The sequence below is a fragment of the Thalassospira lucentensis genome, assembly GCF_001613805.1.
Classification (GTDB): Bacteria; Pseudomonadota; Alphaproteobacteria; order Rhodospirillales; family Thalassospiraceae; genus Thalassospira; species Thalassospira lucentensis_A.
Genome location: NZ_LPVY01000021.1, coordinates 142,285 through 167,578 on the forward strand (window position 1 = coordinate 142,285; position 25,294 = coordinate 167,578).

Consider the following 25,294-nt stretch of genomic DNA (forward strand, 5'->3'; position numbering starts at 1 on the left):
GTATCGCGCCCCCTATGACATAAGCCAAGCCTAGCCGAAGCTTCGGATCATTTCATGATCCATCTGCGGCATCATGTTGGTGTTCAGGTGATACATCACCCACAGCGAACCGGCGATGGCAATCGCAACGATCACAAGGGTAAAGATCAGCGCCAGCATGTTCCAGCCGCCTTCGGACTTGGTGTTCATGTGCAGGAAGTAGACCATATGGACGACGATCTGCACGACACCAAGGCCCATGATCCAGGCCGCGGTTGCCACCTTGCTGTCCAGAACCCCGTCCATCACCAGCCAGAACGGGATGGCGGTCAGGATTACCGACAGGATGAAACCGATCAGATAGCTGTTGAAAGTGCCGTGGCTGGCACCGTCGCCATGATCGTGACCGTGATGGTCATCATGTGCATGAGAATGCGTGCTCATCCCAGAACTCCCAGCAGGTAAACAACGGAAAAGACGCCGATCCAGATCACGTCAAGGAAGTGCCAGAACAGCGATAGGCACATCAGGCGACGCTTGTTTTCCGGAACCAGTCCGCGCTTGCCAACCTGAACCATCAGGGTGACCAGCCAGATGATCCCGAACGTCACGTGCAGGCCGTGGGTCGCAACCAGCGTATAGAACGACGACAGGAAGCCACTGCGCATCGGGGTGGCACCGATATGCCACAGGTGATGGAACTCATAAAGTTCCAGCCCGACGAAGGCGATACCGAACAGGCCGGTAATCGCCAGCCACATCTGGGTTCCCTTGATGCTGCCCTTTTCCATCGCCAGCATGGCAAAGCCATAGGTGATCGAGGAAAACAGCAGCATGGAGGTGTTGATCGCAACCAGTTCCAGATCGAAAAGATCCGCCGGCGAAGGCCCGGCCGCATAATTGCGGCCGAGAACGCCATGGGTTGCAAACAGGATCGCAAAGATGAGACAGTCGCTCATCAGATAGAGCCAGAAGCCAAGCATCGTACCATTCTGCGGGTGATGCTCTTCCTTCAGGTAAAAGACCGGCGCTTCGGTCTGAGAGGCAGTTGTATTCGCCATTGTCATTCCCTTACGCCTGCTGCTTTGCCAAAAGGGCAGTACGTTCGTCTTCGGTTGCAACAACTTCGCTAGCCGGGATGTGGTAATCACGGTTGTAGTTGAAGGTGTGTGCAATCGCGGTACCGATCAGGGCGATGAAGCTGACGGCTGCAAGCCACCAGATATGCCAGATCAGCGCGAAACCAAGGACAAGCGACATACCGGCTAGGATAGCACCGGCACCGGTGTTTTTCGGCATGTGAATGTCGAGGAAACCGGAAGTCGGACGGACAAAGCCGCGCTTTTTCATATCAGCCCAGGCGTCAAGATCGTGAACGACCGGGGTAAAGGCAAAGTTGTATGCCGGGGGTGGCGACGAGGTCGACCATTCCAGCGTACGGCCATCCCACGGATCGCCCGTCTCATCACGCAATTCTTCGCGCTTGATGAAGGATACGACCAGCGACATCAGGAACGATGCAATACCGATGGCAATCAGAACCGCACCAAACGCAGCAATGATGAACCAGATTTGCAGCGAACCGTCATCGAAATGGTTCATGCGGCGGGTAACGCCCATCAGGCCAAGAACATAAAGCGGCATGAAGGCGAAATAGAACCCGACCAGCCAGAACCAGAAGGACATTTTGCCCCAGAACGGATCAAGCTTGTAACCAAATGCTTTCGGGAACCAGTAAACGATACCGGCAAACATCCCGAACACCACGCCACCGATGATGACATTGTGGAAATGCGCAATCAGGAACAGGCTGTTATGCAGCACGAAGTCGGCCGGCGGAACTGCCAGCATCACACCGGTCATGCCACCGATCACGAAGGTCAGCATAAAGCCCATCGTCCACAGCATCGGGACGTCAAAGCTGATACGGCCCTTATACATGGTGAACAGCCAGTTGAAGATCTTGGCGCCCGTCGGGATCGAGATGATCATCGTCGTGATGCCAAAGAAGGCGTTCACACTGGCCCCCGAACCCATGGTGAAGAAGTGGTGCAGCCAGACCAGATAGGACAGGATGGTAATAACGATCGTCGCATAAACCATCGAGCTGTAACCGAACAGGCGTTTCCGGCAGAAGGTCGAAACCACTTCGGAAAACACGCCAAACGCCGGCAGGATCAGGATGTAAACTTCCGGGTGACCCCAGATCCAGATCAGGTTCACATACATCATGGCGTTACCGCCAAGATCATTGGTGAAGAAGTTCATGTCGAGGTAACGGTCAAGCGACAGCAGAACCAGAACCGCGGTCAGAACCGGGAAGGCAGCAACGATCAGGATGTTGGTGCAAAGCGAGGTCCAGGTGAAGACGGGCATCTTCATCATCGACATGCCCGGTGCGCGCATCTTGACGATGGTCACAATCAGGTTGACGCCCGACAACAATGTGCCGACACCCGCAATCTGCAAGGCCCAGATATAGTAATCGACCCCGACGCCCGGACTGTAAACAATGTCTGAAAGCGGCGGATAGGCCAGCCAGCCGGTTTTGGCGAACTCGCCGACAAACAGCGAAATCATGACGGTGATCGCACCGGCCGTCGTCATCCAGAAACTGAAATTGTTCAGGAACGGGAAGGCGACGTCGCGCGCGCCGATCTGAAGCGGCACGACGAAGTTCATAAGTCCCGTCACCAGCGGCATCGCCACGAAGAAGATCATGATCACGCCGTGGGCGGTAAAGATCTGGTCATAGTGATCTGGCGGTAGGTAACCAGCAACATCGCCAAAGGCGATCGCCTGCTGGGCACGCATCATGATCGCGTCGGCAAAGCCGCGCAGCAGCATGACAAGGGCCAGAATGATATACATGATACCGATCTTTTTATGATCGATAGATGTGATCCACTCGCGCCAGAGATATCCCCAAAGCTTGAAATAGGTCAGCGCGCCGAGAACGACGATACCACCCAGAACAACCCCCGCGAATGTCACGGCCAGGATCGGCTCGTGAAACATCGGGAAGGAGTCGAGTGAAAGCCGGCCAAATATAAAATGCAAAAGGTCCGGATTTGAAAACATCGGATTACTCTTCTTTTCGATGCGGCAACGCACCGGCCAGGCCGGTGCGAGAACCGCGAAGGGCCGGTCGACTTACATCAACCGGCACTGCTTCAGAACCCTGTCGACACACCGGCAGGAACGGGACTGAACCGGTCATCTTCGACACCGTTGTCAAACAACGGGATCGAAGAAATTTCCTGGCTCAGACCACCTGACGGTGTGGTGCAAAGCGTTGCCACATAAGATTTGGTTGACGGCAAAGGCTGGCTGCCGCGTTCGCGCGGGGTATCGTATGTCAGCGACATAACGTTATAGATCCCCGCAATACCGCCGCCGCCCTTTCTGTCGATATCCATCATCTCGTTCATGCACATCTTCGATTGATCGACGCACATATTCAGGATTGCCTGATAAAGTTCCGGATCGACATTTCCGAAATAATGAACCGGTTCGGCGATGCTCGGCTTTTCAAGTTCGAGATATTCCGAACGGCCAAGACCGCGGCTATCCTCTTTCACCTTCGCAACCCAGTCATCAAAACCGGCGTCGCTCAGCCCGTGGAACTTGAAGCGCATGTGCGAGAAACCCTCGCCGCTATAGTTCGCCGAGAACCCGTCATAGACACCTTCCTCGTTGATCACGGCATGGAGCTTGGTTTCCATGCCCGCCATCGAATAGATCATCCCCGCCAGTGCCGGAATGTAGAAGGAATTCATGATGCCGGAAGAAGTGATCTTGAACTGGATCGGGGTATCAATCGGTGCGGCCAGCTCGTTGATGGTCGCAATACCCTGTTCGGGATAGATGAACAGCCATTTCCAATCGAGGGAAACGACTTCCACCACCATCGGCTTGTGATCTTTTTCAAGCGGACGTTCCGCATCGATACGATCCAGCGGGCGGTAAGGATCCAGGGTGTGCGTACTGACCCAGGTGATCGCACCCAGCGCGATAATGATCGCAAGCGGGGCAGACCAGATGACAATTTCCAGCTTGGTGGAATGGTGCCATTCAGGATCGTACTCTGCATCCTTGTTGGATTGACGGTATTTCCAGGCAAAGAACACAGTCAACGCCATCACCGGAAGGATGATGATCAGCATCAGGATCGTGGAAACAACGATAAGGTCGGCTTGCTGTGACGCAATATCACCAGACGGGTCCATCACGACCAGATTACATCCGGTCAGTAACGTGAACACAGAAGCAATTGCGACGCCGCGTGCAAGTTTTGAAAGCATGCGCTTGTACTTTGTCAGTCTCTGGAAGATGTTCTCACAAACAACCATATGCTTGCGAGCCGCATAACCAGCCCACCGGACCGGCACGCGTCGTACCCCAACCGTAGCGGCATATAGGAATTCAAATTCCAAACTTCCACGGAAGAGACACAAATTCGGCGAACTTTTTTCACAAATTCACCAGCAGAAAATTTCGCTCACTTGCTATAGCTGCGCCGCAACAATGTCAAGCAGGCCGCCAAACATAGGCTGGTGTTTATGACAATTATCAAAAAGTTGTAAACCATGCGTTGTGCAACGCAACACAATAATTGACACTGACGTTTGCAATTCACATGTCTATAATTAGACTCGATCCAATCAAGAAGGGTCCAATGAGAAGCAATGAAGTCAGATATTTAGGGAGACAGGCGTGACCCAATCCACTCATTCCTTAGCGACCTCCACCTCCTCGGGTCTGGAACGCGACGCACGCCAACACTCGGCTGGCACAGTCAACGATCCCGGTCAGATCGCGCTTGGCGTGATTATCGGCCGGTCGTCGGAATTTTTCGATTTCTTCGTTTATTGCATCGCATCGGTGCTGGTGTTCCCCCAACTTCTGTTCCCCGGCGAAAGCGCAATCGTCGGCACCATCCATTCCTTCTTTATATTCTCGCTGGCTTTCATCGCCCGCCCGATCGGCTCCCTCGTCTTCATGACGGTGGACCGCCGGTATGGCCGCGGCACGAAGCTGACCGTTGCAATGTTCCTGCTTGGCGGTTCAACTGCCGCAATGGCCTTTTTGCCAAGCTTTGACAGTGCCGGCATGTTTGCGATCTATCTGCTGTGCGCTCTTCGCTTTACGCAGGGTCTTGCACTTGGTGGTGCATGGGATGGTCTTGCTTCCCTGTTGGCGCTCAACGCGCCCGACAATCGCAAGGGCTGGTACGCAATGATGCCCCAGCTTGGCGCACCGCTTGGCTTCATTCTGGCATCCTCGCTGTTTGCCTATTTGATGCTGACCCTCTCGCCTGAAGACTTCCTTGCCTTCGGCTGGCGATATGCCTTCTTCGTTGCTTTTGCGATCAACGTGGTGGCCCTGTTTGCCCGACTGCGTCTGGTGGCAACATCGGAATTCGGAAGCCTGCTTGAAAAGAACGAACTTCAGGCCGTCCGTGTCCGCGACACCATTCGCCACAACGGTCGGACAGTGCTTCTTGGCGCGCTTGTACCGCTGGTAAGCTACGCACTGTTCCATCTGGTCACCGTCTTCGCGCTGAGCTGGGTCGTGCTTTATACCCCCGCCAATCCGGGACAGTTCCTGTTGACCCAGGGTGTTGGTGCGGTGCTTTGCGCGCTTGGCATCATCGCATCGGGCTTCATCGCAGATCAGATCGGCCGTCGTCGCCTGCTGGGTTATTCGGCAGCCATCATCGCGGCTGGCGCCCTTCTGACGCCACTTCTTTACGCTTATAACATCATCAATGAAGGCATGATCGTTCTGGGTGGCTTTGCGGTTCTGGGTCTGTGCTTTGGTCAGGCGGCCGGCACACTGGCATCGAACTTCAAACGCGAATACCGCTATACCGGTTCGGCCCTGACATCCGACCTTGCATGGTTGCTTGGTGCCGGTTTCGCCCCGTTGATCGCCCTTCTGCTCTGCGTGGCCTATGGTCCGATTGGCGTTGGGGCGTATCTGCTTTCGGGGGCGGCGGTAACGCTGCTCGTCCTGCATTTCAACAAGCAGTTCGGACAGAAAAACACCGACTGACTGATCTTTCCCGATTTGCAATCAAACACCCCCGGCAGTCACTTGCCGGGGGTGTTTTTGTTCGACGGCTTGCAATCGCGTCCGTCCAGTGGTCCAATCTCACGGCCCCAGCAACATGACAAGGACTTTGAAATGGACGCCACCATTACCTTGATCATTGTTTTCGCGATCTTCATCCCCGCCCTGATGCTGCCCGGGCCGGATTTTGTTGCCGTTGTCAGGTCATCCATGACGCGCGGGACCAAAGCCGGCCTTCAAACAACGATTGGTGTTTCCGCAGGCCTCGGGCTTTATGCAATGCTTAGCCTGCTGGGCCTATCGACCCTTCTAGTCGAATATCAATGGCTGACCTGGACCGTTCGGGTGCTCGGCGGATGTTATCTGATTTATCTTGGCATGAAGCTGATCCGCGCCCGGCCAAAGGCGGATGATTTCGCCCTCACTTCTGACGAAACCACATCAAAACAGCGCGGCAATCCGGTCCTTTTTGGCTTTCTGGTTACGATGACCAACCCAAAGGCAATCGTTCTGTTCGCCAGCGTCTTTGCCACCGCCGTCACTGCCGAAACGCCCGTCTGGCTGATGGTTTTGATGATCGGGCTTGTCATCTTAAGTGCGCTGGTCTGGTACACTATCATCAGCCTGTTCATGTCCTCTGCCCCGGTCATGAAACGCTTTACCCATGCCCAGCACTGGATCGAACGTGTCGCCGGAGTCTGTTTCATCGCGATTGGCGGACGTATTCTGGCCGACGCACGCAATCCTGTCTCGCCCTGAAAAAAGCCCCGCCTGAACCGACGGGGCTTTTAAAGCAATGATCTGCTGATCAGCTGTAATTCGACGGAAACAGCGCGCGTTTGGCAACGTCGTCCATCTCGGACTTGAAGGCATGGTCGCTACCGATCTTGCGTGCTCGTTCTACCGCTGGCCGGGCGCAGATGCCCTGATACCATTTTTTCAGGTTCGGATAGGGATCAAGCGGCGCGTCACTTTTCATGACGAATGCCGCGCGTTCTATCCAGCCCCAAAGCGACATATCGGCAATGGTGTAGCTACCCCCGACAACAAATTCGCGCCCGGCCAAATGGTCATCCATCACCCTGTAATGGCGTTCGATTTCCTTGCGATAGCGGTTCACGCCGTAATCATTGCCAGCCGGTGCTACGTGCTGAAAATGCACTGCCTGCCCGGAAAACGGTCCAAGACCCGATGCAATAAACATCAGCCAGGACAGCAATTCTCCACGATCTTCCGCCGCACCAAGGAACTTTCCGGTCTTTTCCGCCAAATAAATCAGGATGGCGTTTGAATCAAAAACCCGGGTTTCCTTGCCGCCCGCCCCGTCGGTATCGACAATCGCCGGGACCTTGCCATTCGGGTTGATCGCGCGAAACTCGGGGCTGTGCTGTTCGCCCTTTTTGGTGTCGACCGGCACGATTTCATAAGGCAGATCAGCTTCTTCAAGGAAAAGCGAAATCTTGGCCGGGTTCGGGGTCGGATGGAAATAAAAGCGGATCATCGGGGTCTCCTGATAAGGGGGGCGAAACCGTATTTTTCGCCTGCCCTTGAATTATGGAATGATCAGTTTAAATTGACGTATCAGAAACGTGTTGGCAAGGTCATAGTTTGAGATGAGCCACACATCACGAAAGTCAAAGGAGGCTTCGCCCCATGATTGATCTTTATTACTGGCCAACGCCGAACGGCCACAAAATCACGCTTTTCCTTGAAGAGGCCGGACTTGAATATAAAATCCATCCGGTCAATATCGGGGCTGGTGATCAGTTCAAACCGGAATTCCTGGCATTTTCGCCCAATAACCGCATGCCTGCGATCATTGATCAGAACCCGGCAGATGGCGGTGATCCGATCACGGTTTTTGAATCCGGTGCGATCCTGCAATATCTGGCAGAAAAAACCGGCAAGTTCCTGCCGACTGATGTGCGGCGCAAGAAAACCGTGATGGAATGGCTGTTCTGGCAGATGGGCGGACTTGGCCCGATGGCCGGTCAAAACCATCATTTCAGCGGTTATGCGCCGGAAAAAATCCCCTATGCCATCACGCGTTATGTCAACGAAACCAATCGTCTTTATGGTGTACTGAACAAGCGCCTTGAGGGTCGCACTTTTATCGCTGGTGACGATTATTCGATTGCCGATATGGCCTGCTATCCGTGGATCGTCAGCCATGAAAAACAGCAGCAGGACCTCAATGATTTCCCAAACCTGAAACGCTGGTTTGAAAACATCAAAGCCCGTCCGGCAACCATCGCGGCCTATAAAGCCGGCGAAGGTCTTCGCAAGGAAGACGGACTGAGCGAGGAAGACAAGAAAGTCCTGTTTGGTCAGACGGCAAAAACCGCCAAAAACAACTGATCCCCAGACATCAGCAATCGGCATCTCCCATCAGTCAAATGGCGGGGGATGCCAAGGATGATCGCGAATTCGACGTAATTGACTTACGGTCAAAAACACCTTTAAACTGATCCACAAATCATTGAAAACGTAAGCGTTCACGTCAGCCAACGCACTATCCGCCTGATCAGGCCGGAGGGTGCGTTTGTGACTCTCTGTCCGATGGCCCGAACAAACATTGATGGAGGGTTCATGCTTCCCCGCCTTTGTCTGCTGCTTTCCTGTCTTGTACTGATTGCGTCATGCGCAGTCCCCCCGGATTCCCCGCGCTTTGAGCCTTCCGCGGATCTTCCGCCCTTTGAGCAGGACAGTTTTGCGGACTATGTGCGCGAAAATCGCGCATGGATTGCCAAGCACCGCGCCTTCATCAGCGACGACCACGATCTTGAAATCGATATGAATGCGCCCTTTGAAATGCGCCCGGAAACCGCACCCAAACGCGGCATTCTGTTTGTGCATGGGCTTGGTTCCAGCCCGTGGTATTTCAGCGATATCGCAACAGCCATGGCAAAGGACGGATGGCTTGTCAGGTCAATCCTTTTGCCCGGCCACGGAACGAAATCCGCTGACCTAATGCTGCCGGATCTCGACGATTGGGAAAAGATCATTTCCCACCAAACAACATTGCTGAAAAACGAGGTTGGCGAAGTCTGGCTGGGCGGGTTTTCAACCGGCGGAAATCTGGTAACCAGCTATGCCGCGCATGATCCAGACGTGAACGGTCTTTTGCTGTTTTCACCGGGGTTTTATCCGTCAAACGGGTATCTGTTTCTCGCCCCGGCAATTTCATATCTGTGGGACTGGGTTGATATCGATACCGAAGATAATATTCCCAATTATCAATCCCTGCCCTCGCACGGGGCCAGCCTTTATTACCAGACCGTCAGCAAGGTTCAGGACGATCTGGCCCGCGCGGATTTTAACCGCCCGGTGCTGATCACGATGAGCCAGCATGACAGCGTCCTTGATCCCGTCGCCACACTCGATGCCTTCCAAAGTCGCTTCACCAATCCCCGGTCGCGTTTTGTCTGGTACGGCGAAACACCGCCAAACCTTGACGACCCCCGTGTGACCGCGCTTTCCAGTAATCTGCTTGATGACCGCATAAGCACCTTTTCCCACATGAACGTGCTGTTTGCGCCTGGGAACCCCTATTATGGCAGGCGTGGCAGTCACATCATGTTTGAAAACGGCCAGGAAGGCATTCCCGTGCCAGAGGACTCAGAAACATTGTGGTTCGGGGCATGGGGCCAGATAACTCCGGGCAAATTTCACGCCCGCCTGACATGGAACCCCTATTTCAACAACCTGCTTGCCGATATTCGCACGGTTACCAGCCAGCCATGATCCTTGTCCTTGTCGCCATGCCCATCCCTCATGTGGCGGCATGGCGATGACATCGTCACAGCGTTGATCCAGCATTGATCCGATCTGAGCATTTTCATTATTGCCTCATATCTCAAAACCCGATAAACGTTATGTTATAACATAACACCAAAAAGGAGCCGCCATGCAACGCCTTCCCGTTACGGTTCTGTCCGGGTTTCTTGGTGCGGGCAAAACCACCCTGCTTAATCATGTGCTGAACAATCGTGCCGGACTGAAAGTCGCCGTAATCGTCAATGATATGAGCGAGGTCAATATCGACGCCGATCTGATCCGTGATGGCGGGGCAGCACTTTCGGCCATGGATGAAAAGCTGGTCGAAATGACCAACGGCTGCATCTGCTGCACGCTACGTGACGATCTTTTGATTGAGGTCCGCCGTCTGGCCGAAGAAGGCCGGTTTGACTATCTGCTGATCGAATCAACCGGCATATCCGAACCGCTACCAGTCGCCGCAACATTCGATTTCCGCGATGAAAACGGCCAGTCGCTGGGCGATATCGCGCAACTGGACACGATGGTTACAGTGGTTGATGCCGCCCGCATGATCGCCGATTACAGCAGCACCGATTTTCTTAATGACCGGGGCGAAAGCCTTGGCAAGGAAGATGACCGCAGCATCGTCGATCTTCTGGTCGATCAGATCGAATTTGCCGATGTGATTGTGCTGAACAAACTTGACCTGATTGGTGCAGACGAACGCAAAATCGTGCTTGGCATCATTCGCGCGCTGAATGCCGATGCCAAAATCATCGAAACCGATCATGGCCGGGTTGATCCGCATGAAATCCTGAATACCGGGCTGTTTGATTTCGATCGCACGCAGGATCATCCGCTTTGGGCCAAGGAACTTTACGGCTTTGCTGACCATGTGCCCGAAACCGAAGAGTACGGCATCAAAAGCTTTACCTTCCGCACCCCCTTGCCGTTTCACCCCAAACGATTTTACGATTTCATCCATTCCGAATGGCCGGGCATCGTGCGCGCCAAGGGGCATTTCTGGATCGCCACCCGCCCGAACTGGGTTGGCGAAATCAGTCAGGCCGGGGCTGCGGTAAAGCACGAGGCCCTTGGCACATGGTGGTGCGCCGTACCGCGTGATCGCTGGCCCGACAATAATGACTGGCGCGATAAAGTTTTATCAAACTGGGATCCGACCTTTGGCGACCGTCGGCAGGAAATCGTCTTTATCGGTCTTGCAGATCAGATGAACGAAGCCGCCCTGCGCGCCCGTCTTGCAGACTGCCTGATAGACGAGGACGAGGCGATTAATGCCGGAAAATTCGAACCCGCCCGCTATAAATCCCTGCCCGATCCGTTCCCGGTCTGGGGCCGCAAAGCCGCGGCATAAAAAAGCCGCCAGCCTTTTAACAAGGCTGGCGGCTCAATGACCTTTGCGAACCAGCAACTTAGGCGCTGCGAACCTCGGCCAGGAAGGCTTCGACGGCATCGTTCAGAACCGCTGCCTGACGCCCAAGACCTTCGGCAAGGCCAAGCACCTCGTTCGAAAGTTTTTCGGCATCATCGGCGGCCGACGAAACGCCCGTGATGTTTTCCGAAACATCACGGGTGCCGTGCGCGGCCTGTTCGACATTGCGTGCGATCTCCTGGGTTGCGGCTCCCTGTTCTTCAACGGCAGCCGCAATCGTGGTTGTCGCACCGTCAAGACGGCGGATCGTTTCGGCGATCTCGGCAATGGCCGTTACCGCGTTGGATGTCGCAACCTGAATATCACCGACCTGGGATCGGATATCCTCAGTCGCACGGGCGGTCTGGTTGGCAAGGTTCTTAACCTCGTTGGCCACCACGGCAAAGCCTTTGCCCGCATCACCAGCTCGCGCCGCCTCGATGGTCGCGTTAAGCGCCAGAAGGTTGGTCTGTTCCGCAATGTCGGTAATCAGCGAAACGACCTCGCCAATCTGGTTTGCCGCCTCGGCCAGAAGTTCGATCTTCTGATGGGTGTCTTCGGATGTCCGAACCGCCCCATTGGCAATGCTTGACGATTGCGCCACCTGATTGCTGATTTCCGCGATTGAGGCACTCAATTCCTCGGCTGCGGATGCAACCGTTTCCACGTTGCTCGACATTTCATGCGAGGCTGCGGAAACCAAGGTCGATCGCTGTCCGACCTGTTTGGAGGTATCCGTCATCGCATTAGCCGATGTCTGCATATGGCCCGATGCTTCTGTCACCTGCCCGACAACGCGGCCGACCGTCGCTTGGAAACTGTCGGCAAGCTGGCGCATTGCCTCGCGCTTTTCGGCTTCGGCACGTTTTTCCTGCGCGATTTGCGCCTCGCGCATTTCTTCCATTTCGATGGTCTTCGATTTGAAGATATCCATCGCACGTGCCAGATCACCGATCTCGCTTTTCTGATCGGTGTATTTGACTTCGATCTTATGATCACCCTGCGACAGACGCAGCATGTTCTCCGAAATCGCATAAAGCGGGCGGGTAATCCCGCGGCTGATCATCAGCGACACGCCAACAACCGCACACAGAACCGCCAGTGCAACAAGCCCCATGACCAGCATGCTCTGCATGAAGACCGCGTTCACATCATCAATGTAAATACCGGTGGCAACAACCCAGCCCCACGGCTTGAACGCCTTGACGAAGGAAAGCTTCGGGCGAAGCTGGTCAGAATTCGGTACCTGATAGGTGTAATCGACAAAGCCCTGGCCGTCTTCTTTGGCCACACGGGCGAATTCGCGATAATGGTGTTTGCCAGATCCGTCGACGGAATTGCTCATATCCTTGCCAACAAGATCCTTCTTGATGTCATGAATAAGAACAACCGGTGTATAATCAAACACGAAGAAATAGTTGGTTTCATCATACCGAAGGGCCGCCACCGCTGCCTTGGCCGCATTCTGGGCCTGCTCGGTTGTCAGTTCACCGGACTGTTCCATCGCATGGAAATGCCCAATCAGGCTGATTGTCGATTCAACCAGGTTCTGTGTCTTGGCCTTGCGATCCTCAAGCATGTTGCTGCGCAGTTCGGTCAGACCGAATGCCCCAACCAGCAGGGCAGCAAGAATTGCCCCCGCGACGATGATCAGCATTCGCGTGCCGATCTTCATTGAATTCAGATTGAACATTTCCATCCCCATATACCAGTGTCGGGTCATCACCCGACATGTTGGCAACGTTTTATTCTTTTCAAGGAACCCCTTACCCTCGCCTCGACCATGAGTTGAATCAAAGCAGGCTCGGGAATAGTCAGACTATAATATTGAATATTATATTTACACATGCTTCGGCTGTGATTTTAGTCACTTAGGCAACTTAATTTGTCGCGGGTTATATGGCATAATCACAAACGGACAGGGTTGAACGCGCCGATGGAAACGGAGCCATTCTCATGACCGACCCGAATACTGCAAAAGCATCCAAAACCCACGGGAATATTATTCCCGCCCTGCATTATGACGACGCCAAAGCCGCGATCGAATTTCTGTGCCGCGCTTTCGGCTTTGAAAAACACGCGATCTATCAAAACGAGGACGGCATTGTCGAACATGCCGAACTGGTTCTGGGCAATGGTATGATCATGCTGGGTCAGGCCCGCGACAGCACTTACGGCAAACTGACCCGCCGCCCCAATGATATTGGCGGGGTAACCCAAAGCATCTATATCATCGTCCCCGATGCCGACCTTCACTATGCCCGCGCCGTTGCCGCCAGCACCGAAATCGTCATGCCACTTGAAGAACAGGATTACGGCGGCAAGGTTTATTCCGCACGTGACCCCGAAGGCCATATCTGGAGCTTCGGGACATATGATCCCTTTGGCTGATCCAAAACTGCGCCCCTTGCGAAAAATCGTTTTTCACCAATCTATTGAAAGTCAATTGGCAATCAGGGGCATCAGATGATCAACAACACCCAAACCGTCTTCCGGCCCAATCATCGCACGCGCGTTTTTGCGCTGATTGCGTTCATGGTGCTGTGTCTGATCATCTCGGCGGCAGGCGGTGCGGTAACGGCGACCAGTGTCAATGACTGGTACCCGACATTGCAAAAACCGTTCTTCAATCCGCCCAACTGGCTGTTCGGCCCGGCATGGAGCCTGATTTATTTCCTGATCGCATTTAGCGGCTGGCGCATCTGGCTAAAGCGCGGGATTGACGGGGCAAAGGGGCCGTTCGCGGTATATGCCGCACAACTCACGCTGAACCTTCTGTGGTCATTTCTGTTTTTCGGGGCACAATCGCCGCTTCTGGGGCTGATTGATATTGTGCCGTTGCTGATCCTGATCATCATCAATTGCGCGATGTTCTGGCGGATCAATCAATTGGCCGGAATGCTTTTGGTGCCCTATGCATTGTGGGTTGGTTTCGCCACCCTGCTGAACGGGGCGATTTATTTCCTGAACCCTTAATTGAAGTTCGCCGGAAATCCACCATTGCGGAATGGCGATCAGGCTCCTACGTCGGGCACATCCTAGCGTGCGTTGAACCGACCAAGGAGGCCCCGATGAGCATTGCAGCAAAGGAAGTCCACCTTTTACATTACCCGGATGGTGCTCCCACCAGAGACGACTTCACCGTAAGGGATAGCGTGTTGCCGAGGCCAGCAATCGGCGAAGTGCTGATTGAAAATATCTGGATGTCGGTCGATCCCTATATGCGCGGTCGCATGACCCGACGCAAAAGCTATATCCCGCCGTTCGAACTGAATGCCCCGCTTGAAGGCCACGCGATTGGCCGGGTCATCGAAAGCCGCGATCCACGCTTTGCCGAAGGATCGCTTGTTACCTCCATGACCGGCTGGCGCAGCCATGCGCTGCTTGAAGCTGACTATCTGCATCCCATTCCCGATATGCCCGACATCGCCCCAGAAAAATTTTTAAGCGTGCTGGGCATGCCCGGCACGACGGCCTGGGTCGGGTTAAACCGGATTGCCAATTGCAAGACAGATGATACCGTCTTTGTTTCTGCCGCCGCCGGGGCTGTCGGCTCTGCGGTTTGCCAACTGGCAAAAGCCAAGGGATGCCATGTCATCGGATCAACCGGCGATAGGGAAAAGGCAAAATGGTTGCGCACTGAATTGAAGGTTGATGCGGTAATAAATTACCGCGATACCGACGACCTTTCAGGAAACCTTGGCGAAGTCGCGCCGCAGGGTATTGATGTTTATTATGAAAATGTCGGAGGCGCACATCTTGAGGCTGCCCTTGATCATATCAATACTGGCGGGCGGATTGCCGTATGCGGCATGATTTCGCATTACAATGACAAATCCCCGCAACCCGGGCCACGCAACCTGTTCCGATTGACGACACAACGCGCAAAGATGGAAGGCTTCATCGTTAGCGACCATTGGGGCAGTTACCCCGATTTCGTCCGCGAAGGGGCCGATCTGGTGCGAAGCGGGCAACTCAAAAGCCGCGAAACCGTAATCATGGGACTGGAAAATGCCGCCAAAGCCTTTATCGATCTGTTCAAGGGCCAAAATACAGGCAAGATGTTGGTAAAGCTGGCTGATTGATTCGCAAAGAAGCCCGAAAGAACAAAGCCCCGCCACATCAAAATGTGCGGGGCTTTATCGTTGGGGGATGAAATCAATACGCCGGTACTCCAGCATCCCCTGCATCTGCGGCTTCCACCGGCTCGACATCGCCGACCGGGGCGACATTATCCATGCCCAACCGCCCGACAGACGGCAGGCGCAGGGCCGGACGATTGAAATCGATGCCAATATTAAGCCCCAGTAGGTTCAACTCGATCCCTTCTTCAAGGCCGATGGAAAAACCAAGCAACCCCAACAGATTGGCCTGCACGCCCTGCCCGCTGGGCGATAGCCCGACCGGATCGGTAATCGCACGGAAATCCTTGCCGATTGCATTGGCCGGCATATCAAGATCAAGGTCGGGCACCTTGCGCCCGATATGGGCGACAAAGGTATTGCTGTTCGGCCCCGGATAGCTGCGATACTGATCCGGATAGGGGTATGTTTCAATCGCGGCTTCGATCTGATCAATCAGGTCATCCACACCCTCGCCGCGATGATCTGCAAGAATTTGCGGTTCAGACCCGAACCACAAGCCATCGGGCAAGGCATAATTCTTGCGCACCACATTGCCACCGCCCCAGCCAACCACGTCATACCGCGTATAGCTGGTTTCACCGGCGCGTTTATAGATGATCCACGGATGAACCGCGAAATAACCGCGCCAGCCATAGGTATGGGCTGCCATCACCTGCACAATCGCAATATTGGCATTTGCCGCCGGATCAGGAGCTACACCCGATGAATGTCGCGGCGCATTACGCCATGTCTGGCGCTTTTCCGCCTTTTCGGCGGGCGGGTCCTGCGCAAGGCTGATGCCGAACGGCAGCACAAGCATTGCAAGCAGGCCCAGAATAAAATTTCTGCCTTTTCTCACCAATCAATCCTGTCAGATGTCATATTTCACTAATGTTACGATGTGATCCGACAAATAAGATCAAAAAATGGCAATTGGTTTGCGAAGCAGCATCAAAAAACTGTGAGGCCTTGCGACAATTCTGCGACATTTGGCTTTCCGCGCCTTTATGGCCACGCAGCAAAGGTGTTGTCGCGCGCCCGTTCTTCGGCCCGACGCAGGCGGCGGTAGGCGCCGGGTGCCTCGCCCATGTAACGTTTGAAAAACCGGCTGAAATAGGCCGGATCGCGAAAACCAAGTCCATAGGCAATCTGCGCCACCGCCAGCGGGCTTTGTTCCAGCCGCATGCAGGCTTCGCGAATGACACGTTCATGCACAAGTGTGAGGGGCGGCTTGCCCGTCGCCCGCATCACCGCCGACCCCAGTCGCCTTTCACTGACACCAAGGGCCGTGGCGTAATCGGCAATGTTCCAGTGTTCGCGAAAATGCAGTTCAAGCGCCTGCAAAAACCGCTGAAACGTGATCGAACCGGGGCGATGTTTGTCACGCTGTTCCATCACCCCCTCGGCCAGACGCAGAACCATGGTCAGGATGATCTGAAGATGCGCCCCGACCACCATCCCCGCCCCAAACGCGTTCTGCATAAGCTCCGCCCGGATCGCATCAAAACTGCGCGCCAGTAAAGCCAGATTGTTACTGCCCTCGGCCGGGGTAACGTTATGAACCGTATCAGCCGCAAACCGCAACGGCAGCCCCCCACCGACCAAGGGCAGCACGGATGTGCCGGTTGATGCGCCCCCGCAATGGCGCGCCACCAGATCATCAGTCACCGACAGCAGATAGCCATCCGCCCCGGCCGAAACCGAAATCGCCTGCGTTTCGCCCAGCGGCAACCACACAAGTGCCGGCGCACGGCAATCGATCATACCCTGACGCAACCGAATGCGCGCCCGCCCCGACAAAATCAAAACCGCATAACACCGATCCCGCCGCGCGGGATCATTCATCACCCAGTCCTGCACGGATAACCCATGATCAAACCGGTCCATCAGTGCCTGGGTTGTCACCGGCATCGGATCGTCAAACGACCGCACGCTGATTGGCGTGGCGCGATGATCTTCTGCCCTTTCCGGTGAAACCATGCCTTTTTGATCCTGAAATATTCCAAATGGTTATATGTAAAATAATACAATTTTTCGTCTTAAAATGTCAATTTGACTGTCTTTACATTGGAAGCGTTCCAGCGCCTACTAATATCGCGGTTCAGGAACCGTCAAAAATAACAAGACATATCGAATAATGCGTTCCCGTTATTTCGCACGCGCGAAGAAACGGGCAGGAGGATACGTCGAGGATTTACTTTGAACATCAAAGTAGATGAAAGATCTTTTGTATCTATCTTCCTGAATACGACGCCAAAGCGGGAAAACCGGAACGCTGTACCAAAGGCTCTTACAGCCCTTGGGTGATACAATGTCATGCGTTATCACCGCACAGCAGAACATAAAGAAGTCAGGAGAAACGTCGTGAACGATGCCAAACTATTGATCGACAACGAAGCCATGAATGCGACCAACAACCGGACATTCGAACGCAAAAATCCGGTCACCGGCGAGGTCGCAACCATTGCCGCCGCAGCAAGCCCCGCCGATGCCCGCAAGGCCGCCGATGCCGCCGCCGCCGCCTTCCCGGAATGGTCAAAAATGGGCCCCGGTGCACGACGCAAGATTTTGCTTAAAGCCGCCGACATCATGGAATCCAAAGGCGACGATTTTGGTCGCCTCGTACTTGAAGAAACCGGCAGCACACGCATGTGGGGTGGCTTCAACGCCCATCTGGCCGCCAATATGCTGCGCGAAGCCGGTGCGATGACAACGCAGATTCAGGGCGACCTGATACCGTCCGATACGCCTGGCCTGATGGCCATGGGCATTCGACAGCCGGTTGGCGTGGTTCTGGGCATTGCGCCATGGAATGCGCCGGTCATCCTTGGCACACGCGCGATTGCCATGCCGCTTGCCTGTGGCAACACCGTGGTGCTGAAGGCATCGGAACTGTGCCCCGCCCTGCATCGCCTGATCGGCGAATGCCTGGTCGAGGCAGGGGCCCCGGCCGGAGTCATCAATGTCGTGACCAACGCCCCCGAAGACGCCCCGGAAATCGTCGAAACCCTGATCGCTCATCCGGCAGTGCGCCGTATCAACTTTACCGGCTCAACCCGCGTTGGCCGCATCATCGCCAAACTGGGGGCCGAACACCTTAAACCGGTTCTGCTTGAACTGGGTGGCAAGGCACCCTTCCTTGTGCTGGACGACGCCGATATTGACGAGGCGGTTAATGGCGCAGCATTCGGGGCCTATATGAATCAGGGCCAGATTTGCATGTCGACCGAACGCCTGATCGTTGACAATGCGGTTGCCGATGATTTCGTTGCCAAACTGGCCGCCAAGGCCAAAACGCTGACCGCTGGCGACCCGGCAAAGGCCGAACATATTCTGGGCGGTGTCGTGAATGTCGAAGCCGTCAACCGGATCGAAGAACTGGTTGAGGATGCCGTCTCCAAGGGGGCAAAACTGGTCGCAGGTTCCGGCAAGGCGCGCGATGGCGTTCTGATGAATGCGACCCTTCTGGATCACGTCACCCCCGCGATGCGGATTTATGCCGAGGAAAGCTTTGGTCCGGTCTGTGTCGTCATCCGTGCGGGTAACGAAGACGAAGCTGTCCGCATCGCCAATGACAGCGAATATGGCCTGTCATCAGCCGTCTTTTCCACCAACATCCCGCGCGCGATGGAAGTTGCCAAACGGATCGAAAGCGGCATCTGCCACATCAACAGCCCGACCGTACAGGACGAAGCCCAGATGCCGTTTGGCGGGGTGAAAGCCAGCGGCTATGGCCGGTTCGGATCGCAGGCATCGATTGATGAATTCACCGAAATGCGCTGGATCACGATCCAAAGCGGCAAACGCCACTATCCGTTCTAAAGATATTAAGTTCCGCAGGGGGGAAGCCCGGTCTTACTCCCTCAGATGATCGATCGGGACCTGTGGCAGGCCGCCTTGCGCTTAACGGCGCAGGGCGGCCTGTATCGTTACTTCCAGCATATTGGAAAATTTCGACCGGTCCTTTTGGGTAAAGCCCGCATTGCGGCCCTGCTCCCCGGTGACTTCGCGCATATGGGCGGCGATTTCACGGCCGGCCAATGCATTGCCGATATTCGCCTCGGTAAATTCCTGGCCATTCGGGCGCAAAACACGTGCCCCGATTTCAAGCCCCCGCGATGCCAGCGGAATATCGTTGGTCACGATCACGTCGTTCTTGACGGCATTTTCGGCAATCCAGTCATCGGCCGCATCGGGTTCCGGCGGCACAATCACGATCCGGACCAACGGATTGCGCGACGGGCGAATACCGCCATTTGACACCATGATCATTTCCAGACGATGGCGTTCGGCCACACGTTCGCATTCCGCCTTCACCGGGCAGGCATCGGCATCGACAAGGATGCGCGGCCGCATGACCGCTTCATTTGAAGTATTTTCAGACATGGCGCGATAATCGTCAGGCAGATGATAAAGTCAAGCCATCAGGCGATTGTTGGCGTTTCATGTGCTGCCTTGGCATCCTTCATCATCATCAACACCACCCCGCCAACCAGCGCGAAACCGCCAGCCACCAGAACGGTTGCCTGGAAGGAATACCACGTTGCGATGAAACCGGTTGCAAGATTGGCGACAAGGCCACCGATGAACAGGGTGCTGACATAATAACTGGTTGCGACGCCGGGGCGATCAGGGGCGAAGTTTTGAACAAATGTCATGCTGATCCCCGCAAAGATGCCGTAATAAATCCCGTCAAGGGCCCCAAGCACCAGCACATCGGCAAGACTGGTCGCGTTATAGATCAACCCGAAGAAGATCGCGGCAAGCACGGCGGCCAGTATCATGCCGCCGCGCTCGCCGATCTTTCTGATCAGATGCGCGCAGTAATAAATCACCACCACCTCGACAAAGCATTTCACCGTCAGTGCAAAACCAGCCGCCGATGCAATAAGCCCAAGTTCGGTTGTGAAATAAAGCGGCATGGCGGTTACGAACACGACATTGCCCGCGCCAATAAAGAACACCGGCACACAGGCCAGAAGCAATCCAAAATTGAACGGGATTTTCTTGCCCGTCACAAGCGATCCGGGATGATGGGTTTTGAATGCCGCCGGGACGATGAACAAACATACGATGAACCACACCGCCCCAAGGGCTGCGATGCTGTAATAGGTCACCGTAAAGCCAAACGCGCCAAAGACCGATAATGACGCCGCTGGGCCAACCATCCAGCCAAGCGATGTCTGCATGCGCAGAAACCCGTTGAATTTGACAACGTCGCGCCCGGTCTGTTCGGCAAACAGGCGGCCAAATGAATACATCACCGAAAGCGCGCCAGACCCGATGCCAAGCAGGATCGACGCAAAGCAAAGATAGACCCAGTAAATCTGAAACGTCGCAAGGATCGCCATGCCACTGGCAAAGCAGACGATGCTGGTGATCAGAAGCGCCTTGATCGGCACGGCTCGATCAATCGCGCGACCAAATGCCCGGTTGGTCAGAAGGGTTACGACAACCTGAACGATTGCCACCATGCTGACCTTCCATGGCGGCTCCCCCAATCCCTCAATGACATAAAGCCCACCAAGCGGTGCCGCCGAAGACGCGGTAAACGCCCCCATCAAAAGCAGCCCCAGTACCAGAAAAGGATAGCGATCGAGAAAGGCGGTTACGCCAGATACCGGCCGAAGATTTCCATTTTCAGGATGTCCGCCATCCTGTGCCGTGCCGGTCTGATCGCGCAATTTCGTGCCCCCGCCTCATCATAAGCCCAAAGCACGTTTTAGATGATCAACCATCAACAGGAAATACCCCTAATTGCAAACCTGTGAAATTGTCACAATCCGGGCACGACACTCTTAGGCAAGCCCGCCGACAAAACTGGCAAGTTCCGCGGTTTTCGGATTGGCAAAAACCGCCTCAGGCGCACCGCTTTCATGAATACGGCCCTGATGCATGAAGACCAGTTTGTCGCAAACTTCGCGCGCAAACCGCATTTCATGGGTCACCATCACCAATGTCATGCCTTCCTCGGCAAGCTGGCGCACGACGGCCAGAACCTCGTTCACCAGTTCAGGATCAAGGGCCGATGTCACCTCGTCACACAACAATACACGTGGCTTCATGGCAAGTGCGCGCGCAATCGCCACGCGCTGTTGCTGCCCGCCTGAAAGCTGATCGGGGTAATGCATCATCTTGTCGGCAAGTCCGACCTTGGCCAGCATTTCCTCTGCCACGTCCTTGGCTTCGGCCTTTGACTGCTTTTTCACGACCTGCGGCGACAGCATGACGTTTTCAAGCGCGGTGTAGTGCGGAAATAGATTGAACTGCTGAAACACCATGCCGACATTAAGCCGCAGGGTCAGCAGATCCGTATCGCGGTCACCAACCTTCTTTCCCGCAACCATGATCGTCCCGTCGTTGATGGTCTCAAGGCCATTAATGGTGCGCAAAAGCGTGCTTTTGCCAGATCCGCTTTTCCCGATCAGGGCAATCACCTGCCCCTCCTCGATCTTAAGGTCGATACCCTTAAGGACTTCCAGCTCGCCAAAGCTTTTGTGGATAGCGTGCAGTTCAACGAGCGACATGACGAAGTTTTCCTTCCAGATGGCGGGCATAAAGCGAAAGCGGGAAACAGATCAGGAAATACATGACCGCGACACAGCCATAGACGGTAAACGGCGCATAGGTCGCGTTGGTGATCATGGTTCCGGCCTTGGTCAGTTCGACAAATCCGATGATCGAGGCAACCGCCGTCCCCTTGACCACCTGCACCGAAAAACCGACCGTCGGCGGCACCGCAATACGAAGCGCCTGCGGCAGAATGATATAGCGCATCTGCTGGCGGAAATTCATGCCAAGGCTTGCCGATGCTTCCCATTGGCCAAGCCCGATGGATTCAACGCACCCCCGCCAGATTTCGGTCAGAAACGCACTGGTAAACAGCGTTAACCCCAGCATCGCCGCGATCCAGGGCGATACATCAATCCCGATCAGCGGCAGACCGAAAAACACGATGAATAACTGCATCAAAAGCGGCGTACCCTGAAACAGTTCGACATAACCGCGCACCAATCGCATCACCCACGGATTGCCCGCGGTTCGAACCATCAAAAGCAAAAGCCCGACAATCCCGCCCAGCACAAACGCGGTAAGCGACAGCAACACCGTCCAGCGCGCGGCCAGCAGCAGGTTATAAACAATATCCCAAAGGGTAAATTCAGACATGACTGCGCCGTTCAAACAGGAAGTTGCCGAATATCTTCAAAACCCAGCGCAGCAGAACCGACATCGCCAGATAAAGTGCGGTCGCCACGAAATAGACCTCAAAAGCACGGAAATTGACGGCCTGGATATAGTTCGCCGCAAAGGTCAGTTCCTCGGCCGCGATCTGCGAACAGACTGACGAGCCCAGCATGACGATCACGATCTGGCTTGAAAGAGCCGGCCAGATTTTCTTGAGCGCCGGACGGATAATAACATAGCGGAAAATCTGCACCCGGTTCATCGCAAGACTTTGGGCGGCCTCGATCTGCCCCTTGGGGATCGCAAGGATACCCGCCCGGATGATTTCGGTCGAATAGGCCCCAAGATTGACAATCATCGCCAGAACGGCGGCCTGAAATTCACTTAGCTTCACGCCAAGCGCCGGAAGCCCGAAAAAGATAAAGAACAACTGCACCAGAAACGGCGTATTGCGGATCAGTTCCACATATATGCCGACGATCTGGCTGATGACGGGGGCACGCGATGCGCGCGCCCACGCCCCCAAAGTTCCCAGACTGACGCCAACAATGGCCCCAATGACGGTCAGTTCGGTTGTCAGCACAACCCCATCAAGCAGCAATTCCCAATGGGGAACGATTGCACCGAAATCGAATTCATAAGCCATTGAAACCAAGCAATCCGGTCAGTGGTGAAGCCATCAGGCAATCAAGTCAGGATCAGAGCTTTTCCGGCAACGGAATGCCAAGCCACTTTTCGGCAATCGCGTTCAGACGGCCATCGGCAATCGATGCCGCAATGATCTCGTTGACCTTGGCTTTGAATGCGTCCTCTTCCTTGTTCAATCCCACATAGCAAGGCGAGTTCTTGATCAGGAATTTCGGTTCCGGCTTGCGCGGCGGGTTGCGTTCGATGATTGCGGCCGCCGTGACATTGCCGGTCGCAATCAGGTCAACCTGGCCTGAAAGGAAGGCCGAAATCGTCCCGTTATTGTCTTCGTAGCGTTTGATTTCCAGATCCGCCGGGGCAATCTTGGTCAGCTCCAGATCCTCGATCGCACCACGCGTCACGCCAACCGAATGCCCTGCAAGGTCTTCGGCACCCTTGACCGCGATATCAGCCGGGCCGAAAACGCCGTTATAGAACGGTGCATACGGATCGGTGAAATCAATCACCTTTTCGCGGTCCGGGTTTTTGCCAAGACTTGAAATCACCAGATCGACCTTGCCGGTGGTCAGATACGGGATGCGGTTGCTTGATGCGACCGGCACCAGTTCAAGCTTCACGCCAAGGTCATCTGCAATGAGCGCCGCCATATCGATGTCATAACCCTTGGGCTGCATATCCGCCCCCACGGTGCCAAACGGCGGAAAGTCCTGCGGCACGGCGACCTTCAAAACACCGGCTTCCTTGATGGTATCAAGCGCGCCTGCCGATGCACCAGCCAGCGGGGCCGCAATCATGGCAATCGCGGCGATGGTTGATTTCAGAAATTTGTTCATTTGCCTCTACCCGTATGAAAGTGGATTATTCGACTTATTTTTAATCTGTATAAAATAACTGCATAAAATTTATGCTATTGTCCATGGGTAAATTTCGCACTTGCGAAAAATGGTAAGCTGATTAAAGCTAGAAACCTTAAATATATTGGATTTTCGCGTTGGAAAAATTTTGACAACACTGGTCAGACCAGTTATGGAACCTGTATGTCACGCATTGAAACCGCCCCGGAACGCGCCGCGCGCGCCATTCGCAACCTGATTAAAAGCAACGGCTTAGGCCCCGGCGACTCTTTACCGGCCCAGCGCGAACTGGCCGCTACCCTTGGCATCAGCCGCGCCAGCCTGCGCGAAGCCTTGGCAACACTCGAAGCCATGGGACTGATCCGGATTCAGGCGGGCAAGGGTGCCTATGTCGCCGACCCGCATGACGGATTGCCGCGCGATGACAATCAGAAACGCCAGGCCGCACAGGTCTATCAATTCCGCCTTGCGATCGAACCCTATGTTGCGGGTCTTGCCGCACAGGCCCGCACGCGCGATCACCTGATCGCCCTTCAACGCAGCATCGATGACATGCAAACCGCATTCGAGGCCGACGACCTGATCACCGCGGCCAATGCCGACACCGAATTTCATGAAATCCTGTTGTCCGCATCGGGTAATCCGCTATTTGCCGCCGCGATCTTCCCGACGGCGCAAACCATTCATGAAAACCAGATGCTGCCCTTTGCCAATGCCGCCGCAATCAAGGCACCGTTGCGCGAACATGAACAGATCCTGCGCTATGTACGCGACCGCAATCCATCGGGCGCACGCGATGCCATGCATTTTCATGTCCTTAGCGCCGCGACCCGGGCCAATATCGCCTTCCTGCGCCCCTAGGGTATGGCCACATAAAACGTACAGATAAAACAAAACCCCCACCCGGTTGCCCGGATGGGGGTTTCGCAAATCAGCGCCTTCGCAAACGAAGGCAAACCGAATTAGGCAGCGGTCAGATCGTCAGCCGAAACGCGACCCGAACGGGAGTCGGTGCGCAGTTCGTAGTTGATCTTGTCGCCTTCCTGCGGGTGGTTCATGCCAGCGCGTTCAACGGCGCTGATGTGCAGGAATACGTCATTTCCGCCTTCGTCCGGCTGAATGAAACCAAAGCCTTTGGTTGCGTTGAACCATTTAACGGTACCAGTTGCCATCTTTAAATCTCCTTTAGAGTGTCGATTGGCGTTACGGTGCATCCCGCGTGGATGCACCAATCAGTT

Annotated in this window: 25 protein-coding genes; 10 read left to right on the plus strand and 15 right to left on the minus strand. The window is 54.8% G+C overall.

Annotation, left to right across the window (positions count from 1 at the left end):
* Positions 1 to 30 precede the first annotated feature (30 nt).
* The 4 genes from AUP42_RS16315 to cyoA form a co-directional block, all read right to left on the minus strand.
* Positions 31 to 423 (minus strand): cytochrome o ubiquinol oxidase subunit IV, encoded by a 393-nt coding sequence (locus AUP42_RS16315; protein ID WP_062952651.1) that lies wholly within the window; start codon positions 421 to 423, stop codon positions 31 to 33.
* A complete protein-coding gene (gene cyoC, locus AUP42_RS16320) occupies positions 420 to 1,040 on the minus strand; it encodes a cytochrome o ubiquinol oxidase subunit III (protein ID WP_062952652.1) in 621 nt (206 codons plus the stop codon). The genes AUP42_RS16315 and cyoC overlap by 4 nt, the downstream gene beginning before the upstream one ends.
* Positions 1,041 to 1,050: 10 nt before the next feature.
* A complete protein-coding gene (cyoB, locus tag AUP42_RS16325) occupies positions 1,051 to 3,060 on the minus strand; it encodes a cytochrome o ubiquinol oxidase subunit I (protein ID WP_062952653.1) in 2,010 nt (669 codons plus the stop codon).
* A 92-nt stretch (positions 3,061 to 3,152) separates the two neighbouring features.
* Complete coding sequence (gene cyoA, locus AUP42_RS16330) at positions 3,153 to 4,283, minus strand: ubiquinol oxidase subunit II (RefSeq protein WP_062952654.1); 1,131 nt, start codon at positions 4,281 to 4,283, stop codon at positions 3,153 to 3,155.
* A 412-nt stretch (positions 4,284 to 4,695) separates the two neighbouring features.
* On the opposite strand from cyoA, the gene AUP42_RS16335 reads away from it, so the two are divergent.
* On the plus strand, positions 4,696 to 6,036 hold the full coding sequence (locus AUP42_RS16335; protein ID WP_062952655.1) for an MFS transporter: 1,341 nt from the start codon (positions 4,696 to 4,698) through the stop codon (positions 6,034 to 6,036).
* Between the two features lie 132 nt (positions 6,037 to 6,168).
* On the plus strand, positions 6,169 to 6,813 hold the full coding sequence (locus AUP42_RS16340) for a LysE family translocator (RefSeq protein ID WP_062952656.1): 645 nt from the start codon (positions 6,169 to 6,171) through the stop codon (positions 6,811 to 6,813).
* A 49-nt stretch (positions 6,814 to 6,862) separates the two neighbouring features.
* Here AUP42_RS16340 and AUP42_RS16345 read toward each other — a convergent pair whose 3' ends face one another.
* Positions 6,863 to 7,555, minus strand: coding sequence for a glutathione S-transferase family protein (locus tag AUP42_RS16345; RefSeq protein WP_062952657.1), 693 nt, complete (start codon positions 7,553 to 7,555; stop codon positions 6,863 to 6,865).
* A gap of 152 nt (positions 7,556 to 7,707) precedes the next feature.
* Between AUP42_RS16345 and AUP42_RS16350 the strand changes: the two genes are divergently transcribed.
* The 3 genes from AUP42_RS16350 to zigA all read left to right on the plus strand — a co-directional run bounded on the left by AUP42_RS16350 (position 7,708) and on the right by zigA (position 11,188).
* Positions 7,708 to 8,412 carry a glutathione binding-like protein gene (locus tag AUP42_RS16350; RefSeq protein WP_062952658.1) on the plus strand — a complete coding sequence of 235 codons (705 nt, stop codon included), beginning with the start codon at positions 7,708 to 7,710 and terminating at the stop codon, positions 8,410 to 8,412.
* A gap of 363 nt (positions 8,413 to 8,775) precedes the next feature.
* On the plus strand, positions 8,776 to 9,798 hold the full coding sequence (locus AUP42_RS16355; protein WP_197468299.1) for an alpha/beta hydrolase: 1,023 nt from the start codon (positions 8,776 to 8,778) through the stop codon (positions 9,796 to 9,798).
* A 163-nt stretch (positions 9,799 to 9,961) separates the two neighbouring features.
* Positions 9,962 to 11,188, plus strand: coding sequence for a zinc metallochaperone GTPase ZigA (zigA, locus tag AUP42_RS16360; RefSeq protein ID WP_062952660.1), 1,227 nt, complete (start codon positions 9,962 to 9,964; stop codon positions 11,186 to 11,188).
* A 58-nt stretch (positions 11,189 to 11,246) separates the two neighbouring features.
* Here zigA and AUP42_RS16365 read toward each other — a convergent pair whose 3' ends face one another.
* On the minus strand, positions 11,247 to 12,938 hold the full coding sequence (locus AUP42_RS16365; RefSeq protein WP_231858319.1) for a methyl-accepting chemotaxis protein: 1,692 nt from the start codon (positions 12,936 to 12,938) through the stop codon (positions 11,247 to 11,249).
* 263 nt (positions 12,939 to 13,201) lie between these two features.
* Here AUP42_RS16365 and AUP42_RS16370 point away from each other — a divergent pair, with 263 nt between their 5' ends.
* From AUP42_RS16370 to AUP42_RS16380, 3 genes are all read left to right on the plus strand, one after another.
* Positions 13,202 to 13,636, plus strand: a complete 435-nt coding sequence (locus AUP42_RS16370; protein WP_062952662.1) for a VOC family protein — start codon at positions 13,202 to 13,204, stop codon at positions 13,634 to 13,636.
* A gap of 75 nt (positions 13,637 to 13,711) precedes the next feature.
* Positions 13,712 to 14,221 carry a TspO/MBR family protein gene (locus tag AUP42_RS16375; RefSeq protein WP_062952663.1) on the plus strand — a complete coding sequence of 170 codons (510 nt, stop codon included), beginning with the start codon at positions 13,712 to 13,714 and terminating at the stop codon, positions 14,219 to 14,221.
* A 95-nt stretch (positions 14,222 to 14,316) separates the two neighbouring features.
* On the plus strand, positions 14,317 to 15,330 hold the full coding sequence (locus AUP42_RS16380) for an NADP-dependent oxidoreductase (protein WP_082824811.1): 1,014 nt from the start codon (positions 14,317 to 14,319) through the stop codon (positions 15,328 to 15,330).
* A 73-nt stretch (positions 15,331 to 15,403) separates the two neighbouring features.
* Here AUP42_RS16380 and AUP42_RS16385 read toward each other — a convergent pair whose 3' ends face one another.
* Complete coding sequence (locus AUP42_RS16385; protein ID WP_197468300.1) at positions 15,404 to 16,228, minus strand: DUF3750 domain-containing protein; 825 nt, start codon at positions 16,226 to 16,228, stop codon at positions 15,404 to 15,406.
* Between the two features lie 146 nt (positions 16,229 to 16,374).
* On the minus strand, positions 16,375 to 17,349 hold the full coding sequence (locus tag AUP42_RS16390; protein ID WP_062952664.1) for a helix-turn-helix domain-containing protein: 975 nt from the start codon (positions 17,347 to 17,349) through the stop codon (positions 16,375 to 16,377).
* Positions 17,350 to 17,733: 384 nt separating this feature from the next.
* Between AUP42_RS16390 and AUP42_RS16395 the strand changes: the two genes are divergently transcribed.
* Complete coding sequence (locus tag AUP42_RS16395) at positions 17,734 to 19,191, plus strand: aldehyde dehydrogenase (RefSeq protein ID WP_197468301.1); 1,458 nt, start codon at positions 17,734 to 17,736, stop codon at positions 19,189 to 19,191.
* An 81-nt stretch (positions 19,192 to 19,272) separates the two neighbouring features.
* Here AUP42_RS16395 and AUP42_RS16400 read toward each other — a convergent pair whose 3' ends face one another.
* The 6 genes from AUP42_RS16400 to AUP42_RS16425 form a co-directional block, all read right to left on the minus strand.
* A complete protein-coding gene (locus AUP42_RS16400; RefSeq protein WP_062952982.1) occupies positions 19,273 to 19,725 on the minus strand; it encodes a YaiI/YqxD family protein in 453 nt (150 codons plus the stop codon).
* Between the two features lie 68 nt (positions 19,726 to 19,793).
* A complete protein-coding gene (locus AUP42_RS16405; RefSeq protein ID WP_062952665.1) occupies positions 19,794 to 21,053 on the minus strand; it encodes an MFS transporter in 1,260 nt (419 codons plus the stop codon).
* Between the two features lie 114 nt (positions 21,054 to 21,167).
* Positions 21,168 to 21,896: an amino acid ABC transporter ATP-binding protein gene (locus tag AUP42_RS16410; RefSeq protein ID WP_062952666.1), complete on the minus strand. Its 729-nt coding sequence runs from the start codon at positions 21,894 to 21,896 to the stop codon at positions 21,168 to 21,170.
* Entirely contained in the window at positions 21,883 to 22,536 is a 654-nt protein-coding gene (locus AUP42_RS16415) for an amino acid ABC transporter permease (protein WP_062952667.1), read from the minus strand. The genes AUP42_RS16410 and AUP42_RS16415 overlap by 14 nt, the downstream gene beginning before the upstream one ends.
* Positions 22,529 to 23,200: an amino acid ABC transporter permease gene (locus tag AUP42_RS16420; protein WP_062952668.1), complete on the minus strand. Its 672-nt coding sequence runs from the start codon at positions 23,198 to 23,200 to the stop codon at positions 22,529 to 22,531. Before AUP42_RS16420 ends, AUP42_RS16415 begins: the two co-directional genes overlap by 8 nt.
* A gap of 52 nt (positions 23,201 to 23,252) precedes the next feature.
* A complete protein-coding gene (locus AUP42_RS16425) occupies positions 23,253 to 24,035 on the minus strand; it encodes a transporter substrate-binding domain-containing protein (RefSeq protein WP_062952669.1) in 783 nt (260 codons plus the stop codon).
* 204 nt (positions 24,036 to 24,239) lie between these two features.
* Between AUP42_RS16425 and AUP42_RS16430 the strand changes: the two genes are divergently transcribed.
* Positions 24,240 to 24,917, plus strand: coding sequence for a FadR/GntR family transcriptional regulator (locus tag AUP42_RS16430; RefSeq protein ID WP_062952670.1), 678 nt, complete (start codon positions 24,240 to 24,242; stop codon positions 24,915 to 24,917).
* 101 nt (positions 24,918 to 25,018) lie between these two features.
* Here the strand turns inward: AUP42_RS16430 and AUP42_RS16435 are convergent, their stop codons facing one another.
* Positions 25,019 to 25,228: a cold-shock protein gene (locus AUP42_RS16435; RefSeq protein WP_007090722.1), complete on the minus strand. Its 210-nt coding sequence runs from the start codon at positions 25,226 to 25,228 to the stop codon at positions 25,019 to 25,021.
* Positions 25,229 to 25,294 lie beyond the last annotated feature (66 nt).